Consider the following 12,531-nt stretch of genomic DNA (forward strand, 5'->3'; position numbering starts at 1 on the left):
CGCACTGGAGCGCGCCAGGTAATCGAGAGGCGACCGCGGTGCTCGACTGATCGGGCTCAGCGGCGGCGGTACGCCATCCCCGCCGCGACCGCTCCCGCGACCGCGCCCGCGCCGAGCACGGACGGGACGCCGATGCGGGCAGCTTTACGGCCGGTGCGGAAGTCGCGGATTTCCCAGCCGCGGGCGCGGGCGACGTCGCGCAGTCCGCTGTCCGGGTTGACCGCGACCGCGGTTCCGACGACCGACAGCATCGGGACGTCGTTCTGCGAATCCGAATAAGCCGTGCAGCGCTTGAGGTTCAGGCCTTCTCGCGACGCGAGCGCGCGGACCGCATGGGCCTTCGCGCGGCCGTGCAGCAGGTCGCCGACCAACCGTCCGGTGTAGACCCCGTCCTTGGTTTCCGCGACGGTGCCCAGCGCGCCGGTGAGGCCGAGCCGGCGCGAGATGATCGCGGCGAGTTCGATCGGCGTCGCGGTGACGAGCCACACGCGCTGGCCGGCGTCGAGGTGCATCTGCGCGAGCGCGCGGGTGCCGGACCAGATCTTGTCCGCCATCAGCTCGTCGTAGATCTCCTCGCTCATCGTGGTGAGCTCCTCGACCGTCCGACCGGCCACAAAGGACAGCGCGCGCTCGCGGTGGGTGCTGATGTCGGCCTTGTTCTCGCGGCCGCCGACGCGGAACTTGATCTGGTCCCACACGAAACCGGCGAGGTCAGCCGAGGTGAAGAACTTGCGCGCGGCCAGCCCGCGGGCGAAGTAGAAGATCGACGCGCCCATCATCATCGTGTTGTCCACGTCGAAGAAGGCGCCCGCGGTGAGGTCCGGCGGCGCGGGCGGAACCGTCGTCGCCAGCTGCGCCGAGGAGGAGGCCGCCTCGGCCGAAGCCTCGCCCGCGAGCGTGGCGAGCCGCTCGAGTTCCTGACTCTTATCCTTGCCACGCCAAGCTGACACGCACACCGCCTCCAGGTTCGGGCACGTCCCGGCGGACGAGGCCGACCGGGTCCTGCAGCACAGGGTAGCGACCGGGCGAGTCACCCGTTGGAGATGTGGCCCGCGCCTCGGACAGGGGTTGCCCGGTTCTCCTGATCATGGCGTGCGGCAGTGGCGAAGGTCGCGTCAGCCGATGACGATCGGCGGGAGCCCGGGCACCAGCGGCGGCACCGAGACGACCGGCGGGGGCGCGGGCCGGGTCGGGATCCGGGGTGCGGTGGGGGCGGTGATCGGCGGCGGGACGCTCGGCGGGGCCGGCGGGTGCGGGACCTGCGGCGGCGTCGGCGTCGGGGTCGGCGTGCTCGGGGTGCTGACGGTCGGCGACGACACCGAGCGGACCGGCAGCGGGGAGTCCGACGGCGGGACGCTCGACCCGGGTGTCGGCGGAGGCGGGCTGCTCGGCGTGGAGCCGCCGGGCGACAGCGGTTGCTGCGTGCACGCGCCGCGCGCCGGCAGCAGGCCCAGCTCGTCGGTGGTGCCGGTGGTGATCTGGTAGCAGCTCAGCCGTGAGCCGAGCGCGCTCGTCCGCTGCTGTACGCGGTCGAGCAGGAGGCGGGCTTGCTGGAAATCCTCGAGGGCGGACGCCGGGATGCCGGTCTGTTCCGATTCCAGCTGCCGCGCCTGGCTCTGCGCCCACGATTCCAGCGACGCCAGCCGCGTGTGGTTGCCGCTCGTGGTCGCCAGTTCGGTGAGTCCGGCCACGCCCGCGCGGACGTCGCTGCCGAAATCTTGCAGCGCCGTCTGGTACGCGGACGGGCTGGCGTTGTTCATCCGGCCCAGTTCGGTGACGCGGTTCGCGGCGAACTCCAGGTGCTTCTCGGCCTTGGCTTCGTCGCCGAAGGTCAGGCCGAGCGTCGTGACTTCGCCAGCTCGCTTCACGCTGTACAGCGCGTCGCCGGGCAGGGCGTCTCGCGAAAGCAGCAGGGTGAGCCCGCCCAAGCCGAGGATCAGGGCGATGCCCGCGGCGGCTAAGTCGGCCATCCGCGGTCGCCACCGGCGGCGCGGAAGAGGCTCGCCGATACGGCCTTCGATCTCGGCGCGGATCCGGGCCCGGGTGGCGGGGTCGGGGTCGCCGGATTGGCCTAGTTCGCGCAACGCGCCGACCAGAGCCAGCTCCTCGGCGAACTCGTCGGAGCGCTGCCGCGGGGAAGCATTGACCGCGTCGTCGAACCGCTCGCTCTCGGTCCGACCACGCGAAAACCACCCGGGCACGCCCACGGTGCTGCTCCGTCTCACCCAACGCCCGGCCCTGACCGCCGGTCTGCGTGAGAAACGATTAGGGAGACGAAAAAGTTACGGCGGTCGTTGAACGATCAACGCAAGCCGGTGGGCAGCAGCTGCGCGAGCCGCCGGACCGCCCGGTGCTGCAGTGCCTTCACCGCGCCCTCGTTGCGGTCCATGATCTGCGCCGTCTCCGCGACCGACAGCCCCTGCAGGAATCGCAGCACGATGCATTCGCGCTGGTCCTCGCCCAGTTCGGCGACGCACCGCAGCAGCTCGGCCCGGGTCGCGCCGGCGATCGCCTGCTGCTCCGGCCCGGCCTGGGCGGCCGGCCCGACCGGTCCGCCGGGCACGCCGCCCGGTTCGGTCACCTCGTCGGTGACGACCTCGAGCCGGAACCGGCTGGACTTCACGTGGTCGAGGATCAGGTTGCGCGCGATGGTGACGAACCACGCGCCGACGTCGCGGCCCTGGTAGCTGACCGACGTGATCCGGCGCAGCGCGCGCAGGAAGGTCTCGCTGGTGACGTCCTCGGCCAGGTCGCGGTCGCCGAGGCGGAAGAGCGCGTAGCGGTAGACGACGTCGACGTAGCGGTCATACAGCTGGCCGAACGCGGAGGAGTCGCCGGCTTGCGCGGCCCGCACCAGTTCCCACGCCTCGGCCTTCGCGACCTCGGCGGCGTCCGGTTCGGGCTCGGCCTTGGGCAGCGGCACGGCGGCCGCGGACGAGCCGATCACGCGGTCGGCGAACATCGAGACCGGGCCGCGGTGCGCGGACAGGGTGATCGGACGGGTCATCGGGCGGCACCTCCGGCTGTCCCTGGTGCGGCCGGGTGCGTGCCCGAGGGCGTGCGGACGTGCCGCGGCGCGTGTCCCACACCCTCGTGGACCGGCGGCTTCGGCACGACGACTCCCTTTGCTCGGGTCACCCGGTAGTGATCAACGCCACCCGGCGACGCAGTGCAGCATACGTGTTGTTACCGCGAAGTAGGTAGTGTCCGGGTCAGGCAGAGGTGCGACGATCGCGCGGCATCCCCATTACGGGTGACAAGATGACGAATCCGCAACGGAACGAGAGGGGTGGGGGTGGACCGGATCAGCACCGCTCATGGCGTAGCCGGCCTGCTCACCGACGCGGCCAGCCGCTGGCCGGATCGCACGTCGATCACCGAGACGGGCACGGGTGCCTCGCTGACCTGGCGAGAGCTCGACGAAGCGGCGCACGCGCAAGCACGCCGGCTGGTCGCCTCCGGCGTCGCGCCGGGCGACCCGGTGGTGCTGCGGCTCCCGACGTCGGCGGACTTCGCGGTCGCCCTGTTCGGTGTGCTGCGCGCGGGCGGAATCGCCGTGCCGTTGTCGCCGCAAGCCCCCGCGCCCGAGCTGGAGCGGCTGCTCGAGCACTCCGGCGCGAAACGCGTCGTGCAACGCGACGACGCCGAACTGCCCGAGGGCGTCACCGGACTGCCGCCGCGCGGCGACGAGCCGGGCGATCCGGTGGACCTCGGCCGTTCCGGCGAGGACATCGCGGTCATTTCGTACACCTCCGGCACGACCGGCCCGCCGCGCGGAGTGCTGCTGTCGCACCGTGCGTTGCTGGCGAATCTGGACCAGCTGTCGCAGGTCGACGGCGTGACCGAGCACGACGACCGGGTGCTGGTGTCGATTCCGCTCTTCCACGTCTACGGTCTCGGCCCGGGGCTGCTCATGGCGACCGCGGTCGGGGCGACGCTCGTGCTGTCCGAACGCTTCGAAGCCCGGCGGACGCTGCAAGACTGCGCCGAGCACCGCGTCACGTCGATCACCGGCGTGCCGGCGATGTACAACGAGTTCGCCGCGCTCGAACCGGACGAACTGGCCCGCGGACTGGCGACCGTGAAGCGGTTGACGTCCGGGGCCGCGCCGCTGCATCCGAAGGTGCTGGCGGCGATCCGCGAGGCCGCCGGGCTCGACGTGTACGAGGGCTACGGGCTCACCGAATGCGCGCCGGTGGTGACGTCGACGCTGGTCACCGGCTATCCGAAGCCGGGATCGGTCGGGCGGCCGCTGCCCGGGATCGAGCTGCGGCTGGTCGACTCCGACGGATCCGCCGACGACCTGCCGCTCGATCCGGAGGAGCCGGACGACGTGTTCGAGGAGGGCGGCAGCACTGGGCTGGTGTCGGTGCGCGGCGCGAACCTGTTCTCCGGGTACTGGCCGGACGGCGCGCACGGGCCGGACGCCGAGGGCTGGTTCCGCACCGGCGACGTCGGCTATCTCGATTCCGATGGCGATCTGCACCTGGTCGACCGGGCCAACGACTTGATCATCGTCAACGGCTTCAACGTCTTCCCGCACGAGGTCGAGGAAGTGATCTCGCAGCTGCCTGGGGTCGCGGAGGCCGCTGTCGTGGGCGTGGTCGACGAGCGCAGCGGCGAAGCGGTGAAGGCGGTCGTGGTGCCCGCCGAGGGTGCGGCGTTGTCGGAACAGCAGGTGGTGGACCAGTGCGCCGCGCATCTGGCTGGGTACAAGGTGCCGCACACCGTCGAGTTCGCCGAGACGCTGCCGCATTCGGCGACCGGGAAGCTGCGCCGGCTGAAGCTGCGCTGATCGGCTCGTGAGTGGCGATGCCGGTTCTAACCGGCATCGCCACTCACGAGCCTTAGGCTGGTCCGGTGCACAAAGTGACCGTGATGAGCCGCGAAGGATGCCACCTGTGCGAGGTGGCCGAGGCGGACGTCGCGCGGATCTGCGGCGAGCTGGGCGTGCCGTGGGAATCCGCGGACGTCGACAGCGACCCGGAATGGCGGGCCGAATACGGCGACCAGGTGCCGGTGATCCTGATCGACGGCGTCGAGCACGGGTACTGGCGCGTCGAGGAAGAACGGCTGCGCGCGGCGCTGCGGTAAGCAACCCGTAAGCGGCTCGAACGGGCCAGACCGGGCCGGACCCGCCGAAGATGGTGGGGTGAGTGCGTTGAAGGAAGCTCCGCCGGCCGCCCGGCCGCGGCTGTCGCTGGGCATCGCGACGTTCATCGGGCTGGTTTCGCTGGCCGTCGCGCTGGGCGTGGGACATCTGGTCGCCGCGTTCGTCGGGTACAACTCGTCGCCGTTCGTCGCGGTCGCGGACTTCGTCATCGCACACAGCCCGCGCGCCGTCGTCGTGTGGGCGGAGCAGACGATCGGGACCGCCGACAAGACCGTGCTCAAGATCGGTCTGGCCGTGGTGCTGCTGGGCTTCGCGGTGCTCGCCGGACAGCTTTCGCGCCGCCGCCCGTTGCCCGGCCAACTGCTGGTGCTCGTGGTCGGCGCGTTCGGGATCTACGCGGTGTTCGAGCGCACGGACGTCGGACAGCTCGCCTTGCTGTCTCCGGTGCTGGCGCTGGGTGCTGCGCTCATGGTGTTCGGCTGGCTGCACAAACGCGCGCTGCCGCCGGAAGGCGAACCGCGGCAAGGACTCAGCCGGCGCCAGGTGTTGCAGCGCGGCGCGGGAATCGCGGCCGGCGCGGGCGTGGCGGCGATCGTCGGCGAGGTCGTGTCCACCAGCAGCAGCGCGACCGGTTCCCGCGCGTCCATCGGGCCGTTGGTCGCGGCGAAGAAAGCCCCGCCGCTGCCGCCGGACGCGGATTTCCACAAGCTGGGGTCGCCGCCGTTCATCACGCCGAACGGGAGTTTCTACCGGATCGACACCGCGTTCGTCGTGCCGCAGGTGCGGGCCGAGGACTGGACTTTGAAGATCCACGGCATGGTCGACCGCGAGGTGAGCTTCTCCTACGCGGACATCCGGAACCGGCCGCTGGTCGAACGCGCCGTGACGCTCACCTGCGTCTCCAACGAGGTCGGCGGCGACCTGATCTCCACCGCGAACTTCATCGGCGTGGACCTGGTCGATCTCCTGGACGCGGCGGGCGTGCAGGCGGGCGCGCAGCAGATGTACGCGACCAGCGTCGACGGCTTCACCTGCGGCACCCCGGCCAACGTCGCCCTCGACCCGGCACGCGGCGCGATGCTCGCGATCGGCATGAACGGCGAGCCGCTGCCGGTCGAACACGGTTTCCCGGCGCGGATCGTGATCCCCGGGCTGTACGGCTACGTCTCGGCCACCAAATGGGTCACCGACCTGGAATTCACCACCTGGGACGCGCGGCAGGCGTACTGGCTGCAGCGCGGCTGGGCGGAACAGGCCCCGATCAAGACCGAATCGCGGATCGACACCCCGGCCAGCGGAGCCTCGGTGCGCGCGGGCAAGGTCCGGGTGGCGGGGACGGCGTGGGCACAACACGTCGGGATCGCGAAGGTCGAGGTGCGCGTGGACCAGGGAGCGTGGCTTCCGGCGACGCTTTCGGCCGAAGTCAACAAGGACACCTGGCGGATGTGGTGGGCTGAAGTGCCAGCGCCGCCGGGCAGCCACACGGTGACCGTGCGGGCGACGGATCAGTCCGGCTACACGCAGACGGACCACCCGGCGGACCCGGTGCCAGACGGTGCGACCGGGTGGCACCGGGTGCCGTTCACGGCTGCCTGAACGCGGGCTGGTGAGCGCGGTCGGGGGAGGTGGGTTCGCGAGCACCGTTCGTCCCGGTGACGAGGTGCTCCGCGAGCTGGACGTCCACGACGCAACCTTGTCCCTTCGCGAAATCGGACTTCGTCGCATGCTGGCCCTCTACGGTGACCCCCGAGCCGCCGGAACCTCGCGAGACGTCGAAACCGGCACGGTGTTGGCCGCGGGCTAGTGGCATTGCGGACCACTCATCTCCGGCTTGGGCACCGAAGTGTGAAGCATTGCGCCGAGGTCTTGGGGCTGGTGAGGCCGCAGGGCTTCTGGGAATCCATCTTCTTCGCCTACGGAGCGAGTGCTGCGCGCGGGACGAGAACCGGGACGGGTTACCCGAGGTAGTTGATCACCGGCAGCTGGCCCGGCCACCGGCGACGGCAAGCTCCATTGTGCTTCTGGTCATGCGGATGACCAGTGACTTTGTGCATGCGTTCACAAGTGGACTACCGTAGTAACCCGTCCCCGCGAGGACCGGCATCGAACCGGACGGAAGCCGTGGGGTCAAGGGTTGGTTTTCCACTGCCGGGCTGGCAGGCGGGGGACAGTGCGGGCACGAAGCCGGATTGAGGAGAAGTCAGCGTGGTGACACAGCGGGGCGGGCGCGGCGGTGCCGAACCGCCGGCCACGCCTCCCCGCGACGAATCCGACTCCGCCGAACCCGCTCCGCCGGCCGGGCGCCGGTCCGGCGGGCGGCACGCCGCGGGCAGTCGCCGTCGGGCTTCGGTGAGCGAGAACGGCTTGGCGCGCAACGGAAACTCCGAATCCGGGCACGACCAGGTCGCCGGGGGCGGAGAGCACGCCGCGGGCAACGGCCGGGCCGCCGCGTCGAGCAACGGCCGGGCCCCCGCAGCCGGCAACGGCCGCGCCAGCCGGGCAGCCGCCCGCGCCGCCGCCGAAGCCCAGGCTGAAACGGAGACCGACACCAAACCCCGCACCCGCCGTGCGGCGCGGACCTCGCGCGCCACCCCGGATGCCGACAACGCCCCGACCGCCGAGATGCCCGCCGTCTCCGACGCGGAAGACACCGCGGTCCGCGCGAAGCAGATCCCCGAGGCCGCCGTCGCCCGGTTGGCCGTCTACCTGCGGATTCTGTCCGGATTGGCCGAACAGGGCGCGACCACCGTCTCCAGTGAAGAACTCTCCGCCGCGGCGGGCGTGAACTCCGCCAAGCTCCGCAAAGACCTCTCGTACCTGGGCTCGTACGGCACCCGCGGGGTCGGTTACGAGGTGCAGGTGCTCGTCAGCCAGATCGAGCGGATCCTCGGGCTCACCCGGCAGCACCGCGTCGCCGTCGTCGGCATCGGCAACCTCGGCCACGCGCTCGCCAACTACGGCGGGTTCCCCGGCCGCGGCTTCCCGGTCGAGGCGCTCTTCGACCTCGACCCCGACCTGATCGGCGTGCCCGTAGGGGGTCTCCCGGTCTCCCACATGGACGACATTCCTCGCGTTTGCTCCGAAAGGGAGATTTCCGTGGGGATCATCGCCACACCTCCTACCGCCGCGCAGTCGGTATGCGACAGGCTGGTAGCAGGCGGCGTCCAGTGCATCCTCAACTTCGCGCCGGTAGTGCTCCAGGTGCCGGCACACGTCGAGGTCCGCAAGGTCGACCTGGCCGTCGAGCTGCAGATCCTCTCGTTCCACGTGGCTCGGCGCGCCGACAGCGCGGCCGGTGCGGGCAGCGTCGGAGCCACCGGGGAAAACCCGGGGAATACCGGGTTACCCGGCACCGGCCTGCCCGCCGACAATGGCAGCGGCGGACGTAACGGCGCCGGTACGGACGGCGGTCTCGGAATGGTGGTGCGCTGATGAGCGTGTTGGCGGTCGGGCTCTCCCATCGCAGTGCGGATCTCGGCACGCTCGAGCGCGCGGCGATCCCCGCGGACGAGCTGACCAAGGTCCTGCACGACCTGCAGCAGGCGGAGCACATCAGCGAGGTCATGCTCGTCTCGACGTGCAACCGCATCGAGGTCTACGCCGTGGTCGAGACGTTCCACGGCGGCGTCAACGACGTCTCGGAGGTGCTCTCCCGCAAAGCCGGGATGGAGCCCGCCGAGCTGTACGACAGCCTGTACGTGCACTACGCCGGCGCGGCCGTCGAGCATCTGTTCTCCGTCGCCTCGGGCCTCGACTCGATGGTGGTCGGCGAGACGCAGATCCTCGGCCAGGTCCGCTCCGCGTACGCGACCGCGCGCGACGCCGGCACGGTCGGCCGCACGCTGCACGAGCTGATCCAGACCACGCTGCGCGTCGGCAAGCGCGTGCACTCCGAAACCGGGCTCGACCAGCTCGGCGCGTCCGTCGTGTCCGAGGCGCTGGCCGCCGCGGGGGACATCGCGGGCAAGCACGCGCTGATCGTCGGGGCCGGTTCGATGGGCGCGCTCGCCGCGTCCCAGCTGCGCAAGGCCGGGATCGCCGAGATCACCGTGGCCAACCGCACCGAAGCCAACGCCGCCCGGCTGGCCGAGAAGGTCGTCGCGGAGGGGATTCCGGCCCGCTCGGTGCCGCTGGCCGAGCTGGCCGGCGCGGTCGAGCTGGCCGACCTGGTCGTGGCGTGCACCGGCGCGCAGGACGCCGTCTTCCTCGCCGGGCATGTGCCCGCGCGGGCGGGGCGTCGGCTGGTCGTGTGCGACCTCGGGCTGCCCAAGGACGTCGACCCCGCGGTGGCCGAACTCGCCGACGTCACCGTGGTCGACCTGGAGACCATCCAGCGCCGCATGCGCGACGCCGGGGCCCCGACCACCGAGCGGCAGACCGCCAAAGCCAACGGCATCGTGCTCGACGAGGTGCGCGAGTACCTCGCCGGACAGCGCAGCGCCGAGGTCACGCCCACGGTCACCGCGCTGCGCAGGCGCGCGGCCGAGGTGGTGGACGCGGAACTGCTCCGCCTGGACAACCGGCTGCCGGAACTCGACAGCCAGGTTCGCGAAGAGGTCGGCCGCACGGTTCGCCGCGTGGTCGACAAGCTGCTGCACGCGCCGACGGTGCGGGTCAAGCAGCTGGCCGCCGAGACGGCCGACACCGACTACGCCAACGCGTTGCGGGAACTGTTCTGCCTCGACCCGCAGGCTCCTGCGGCCGTGGCGACCCCGACAGCGCCGGAATCCGAGAAGAAGCGGTAAGTGACCAGAGTCATTCGCATCGGCACGCGGGGCAGCAAGCTCGCCCTCGCGCAGACCGGGATCGTCGCCGACACCATCCGCGCCACCGGGGCGGAGGTGGAGATCGTCACCGTCACCACGCCCGGCGACCTCTCCAGCGCCCCGATCTCACAGATCGGCGTCGGCGTGTTCACCTCGGCGCTGCGGGAAGCGTTGCTGCGCAACGAGATCGACGTCGCCGTGCACTCGTACAAGGACCTGCCCACCGCACCCGAACCGGGCCTCGTGCTGGCCGCGGTGCCCCCGCGCGAGGACCCGCGCGACGCGCTCATCGCGCGCGACGGCCTCACCCTCGGCGAGCTTCCGCCGGGCTCGAAGGTCGGCACCGGCGCGGCCCGGCGGATGGCGCAGCTGCGCGCGCTCGGTCTCGGTTTGGAAATCGTGCCGATTCGAGGCAATATCGATACCCGCATGCGCAAGGTGACCGACGGCGAGCTGGATGCCGTGGTGCTCGCGCGTGCCGGACTGGCCAGGGTCGGCCGGGTGGACGAGATCACCGAAACCCTCGACCCGATCCAGATGCTGCCCGCCCCCGCGCAGGGGGCGCTGGCGCTGGAATGCCGGGCCGCCGACGTGGACATCGAGCACCTGCTCGCGTCCGCGGTGGACGACGAGAGCACGCGGGCCGCGGTGACGGCCGAACGGGCTCTGCTCGCCGCGCTCGAGGCCGGGTGCAGCGCGCCGGTGGGCGCGCTCGCCGAGGTCGTCGAGGACCTCGACGACGAGGGCGCGGTGGTGGAACGGATCTCGCTGCGCGGCACCGCTGCCGTCGAGGGCGAGAACGGCGGCGTCGACATGGTGCGGGCGTCCGCGATCGCCGGGATCGGCGAGGCGGAGAAGCTCGGCCGGGAACTGGCCGCCGAACTGCTTGACCTGGGAGCCGGGGCGCTGCTCGGCCCCGCGCTGTGACGCCAGCCGTCACCGACCCGCACGACCTGCCCGACACCAGCGGCCGGAGCACCGGCCGCCCAAGAGGAGAAGAACACCAACGATGACCCCTGCTCGCAAGACCGCCGGGCGCGTCGCCTTCGTGGGCTCGGGCCCCGGGGACGCCGGGCTGCTCACCGTCCGCGCCCAGGAACTCCTGGCCAAGGCCGAGGTCGTGGTGACCGACCCGGACGTGCCGGCCAGCGTGCTCGCGTTCGCGGCTTCGGAAGCCGAGGTCCGCCCCGCCGTCGGCGAACCGTCCGATGTCGCCAAGGACCTGACCGCCGAGGCCAAGGCCGGCCGGCTCGCGCTGCGGCTGGTCTCCGGCGACCCGCTGACCAGCCCGGCCGTCGTGGCCGAGGTCCAGGCCGTCGCCCGCACCTCCGCCGTGTTCGACGTCATCCCGGGCGTCGCGCCGGGCACCGCCGTGCCGGCGTACGCGGGGGTCGCGCTCGGCGGCACCTACACCGAGGCGGACGTGCGCGGCGAGGTCGACTGGGGCGCGCTGGCCGCGTCCCCCGGCCCGATCGTGCTGCACGCGACCTCGGCGCACCTGGCCGAGGCGGCGAGCCAGCTCACCGAGAAGGGGCTGCCGGCGACCACCCCGGTCGCGGTCACCGCGAACGGCACCATCAACACCCAGCGCACGCTGGACACCACCCTCGCGTCGGTCGCGAACGACGCGGGCGAACTGGTCGGCCCGCTGGTCGTGACGGTCGGGCAGGCCGCCGGGCAGCGCTCGAAGCTGTCCTGGTGGGAGTCGCGCGCGCTGTACGGCTGGAAGGTCCTGGTGCCGCGCACCAAGGAGCAGGCGGGCGAGATGGCCGAGCGGTTGCGCGGCCACGGCGCGACCTCGCACGAGGTGCCGACGATCTCCGTCGAGCCGCCGCGCAGCCCGGCGCAGATGGAGCGGTCCGTCAAGGGCCTGGTCGACGGCCGGTACCAGTGGATCGTCTTCACCTCCACCAACGCGGTCCGCGCGGTGTGGGAGAAGTTCGAGGAGTTCGGCCTGGACGCGCGCGCGTTCTCCGGCGTGAAGATCGCCTGCGTCGGCGAATCGACCGCGGCGAAGGTGCGTTCGTTCGGGATCATTCCGGAGCTGGTTCCGACCGGCGAGCAGTCGTCCGAGGGGCTGCTGGCCGAGTTCCCGCCGTATGACGACGTGCTGGACCCGGTGAACCGCGTCCTGCTGCCGCGGGCGGACATCGCTACCGAGATCCTGTCGGCCGGTCTGGTCGAGCGGGGCTGGGAAGTGGACGACGTCACGGCTTACCGGACTGTGCGGGCCGCGCCGCCGCCCGCCGAGACTCGCGAGATGATCAAGACCGGCGGGTTCGACGCGGTCTGCTTCACCTCGTCGTCGACCGTGCGGAACCTGGTGGGTATTGCTGGGAAGCCGCACACGCGCACGTTGGTCGCGTGCATTGGGCCGAAGACCGCCGAGACCGCGGTGGAGTTCGGTCTGCGGGTGGATGTTCAGCCGGAGAAGGCTGATGTGCCGCATTTGGTGGACGCGCTGGCGGAGCACGCGGCTCGGCTTCGGGCGGAGGGGGCGTTGCCTCCGCCGCGGAAGGCTAAGCGGACTCGGCGTAGTTGAGGTTCCTCTCTTCGGCTCGTCGCCTGGCGGCGACATTGCGCCTCGGTGGTGAGACGGGCACCCCGATTTTTTAGTGTGACTACGGCGCGGGGGTGCTTGTCAAGGCGGGA

General features: G+C 71.5%; 10 protein-coding genes. 7 read left to right on the forward strand and 3 right to left on the reverse strand.

Annotation, left to right across the window (positions count from 1 at the left end; genetic code table 11):
- Nucleotides 1–56: 56 nt before the first annotated feature.
- The 3 genes from L942_RS00855 to L942_RS00865 form a co-directional block, all read right to left on the reverse strand.
- The gene (locus L942_RS00855; RefSeq protein ID WP_051165645.1) at nt 57–965 is read right to left on the reverse strand and encodes an HAD family hydrolase; all 909 of its coding nucleotides are present in this window, start codon (nt 963–965) and stop codon (nt 57–59) included.
- A gap of 150 nt (nt 966–1,115) precedes the next feature.
- Nucleotides 1,116–2,207, reverse strand: a complete 1,092-nt coding sequence (locus tag L942_RS00860) for a DUF5667 domain-containing protein (RefSeq protein WP_051165642.1) — start codon at nt 2,205–2,207, stop codon at nt 1,116–1,118.
- A gap of 95 nt (nt 2,208–2,302) precedes the next feature.
- Nucleotides 2,303–3,007: a sigma-70 family RNA polymerase sigma factor gene (locus L942_RS00865; RefSeq protein WP_037353536.1), complete on the reverse strand. Its 705-nt coding sequence runs from the start codon at nt 3,005–3,007 to the stop codon at nt 2,303–2,305.
- A gap of 282 nt (nt 3,008–3,289) precedes the next feature.
- Here L942_RS00865 and L942_RS00870 point away from each other — a divergent pair, with 282 nt between their 5' ends.
- From L942_RS00870 to L942_RS00900, 7 genes are all read left to right on the forward strand, one after another.
- On the forward strand, nt 3,290–4,795 hold the full coding sequence (locus L942_RS00870; protein ID WP_037353538.1) for an AMP-binding protein: 1,506 nt from the start codon (nt 3,290–3,292) through the stop codon (nt 4,793–4,795).
- A gap of 83 nt (nt 4,796–4,878) precedes the next feature.
- The gene (locus tag L942_RS00875; RefSeq protein WP_037353559.1) at nt 4,879–5,094 is read left to right on the forward strand and encodes a glutaredoxin family protein; all 216 of its coding nucleotides are present in this window, start codon (nt 4,879–4,881) and stop codon (nt 5,092–5,094) included.
- Between the two features lie 58 nt (nt 5,095–5,152).
- Nucleotides 5,153–6,709 carry a molybdopterin-dependent oxidoreductase gene (locus L942_RS00880; RefSeq protein WP_051165643.1) on the forward strand — a complete coding sequence of 519 codons (1,557 nt, stop codon included), beginning with the start codon at nt 5,153–5,155 and terminating at the stop codon, nt 6,707–6,709.
- 1,026 nt (nt 6,710–7,735) lie between these two features.
- Nucleotides 7,736–8,545 carry a redox-sensing transcriptional repressor Rex gene (locus tag L942_RS00885; RefSeq protein WP_037353564.1) on the forward strand — a complete coding sequence of 270 codons (810 nt, stop codon included), beginning with the start codon at nt 7,736–7,738 and terminating at the stop codon, nt 8,543–8,545.
- Nucleotides 8,545–9,858 (forward strand): glutamyl-tRNA reductase, encoded by a 1,314-nt coding sequence (locus L942_RS00890; protein WP_037353540.1) that lies wholly within the window; start codon nt 8,545–8,547, stop codon nt 9,856–9,858. Before L942_RS00885 ends, L942_RS00890 begins: the two co-directional genes overlap by 1 nt.
- A complete protein-coding gene (hemC, locus tag L942_RS00895; RefSeq protein ID WP_037353542.1) occupies nt 9,859–10,806 on the forward strand; it encodes a hydroxymethylbilane synthase in 948 nt (315 codons plus the stop codon).
- Nucleotides 10,807–10,888: 82 nt separating this feature from the next.
- Nucleotides 10,889–12,421: a uroporphyrinogen-III synthase gene (locus L942_RS00900; protein ID WP_037353544.1), complete on the forward strand. Its 1,533-nt coding sequence runs from the start codon at nt 10,889–10,891 to the stop codon at nt 12,419–12,421.
- Nucleotides 12,422–12,531: the final 110 nt, after the last annotated feature.

This window comes from Amycolatopsis orientalis DSM 43388, assembly GCF_000411975.1.
Lineage (GTDB): Bacteria > Actinomycetota > Actinomycetes > Mycobacteriales > Pseudonocardiaceae > Amycolatopsis > Amycolatopsis orientalis_D.

Bases quoted from the DNA above. Each gene is read 5' to 3' on its own strand.
- L942_RS00865 (WP_037353536.1), bottom strand. From the start codon at position 3,007: ATGACCCGTCCGATCACCCTGTCCGCGCACCGCGGCCCGGTCTCGATG.
- L942_RS00875 (WP_037353559.1), top strand. From the start codon at position 4,879: ATGAGCCGCGAAGGATGCCACCTGTGCGAGGTGGCCGAGGCGGACGTC.
- L942_RS00900 (WP_037353544.1), top strand. From the start codon at position 10,889: ATGACCCCTGCTCGCAAGACCGCCGGGCGCGTCGCCTTCGTGGGCTCG.
- L942_RS00885 (WP_037353564.1), top strand. From the start codon at position 7,736: ATGCCCGCCGTCTCCGACGCGGAAGACACCGCGGTCCGCGCGAAGCAG.
- L942_RS00890 (WP_037353540.1), top strand. From the start codon at position 8,545: ATGAGCGTGTTGGCGGTCGGGCTCTCCCATCGCAGTGCGGATCTCGGC.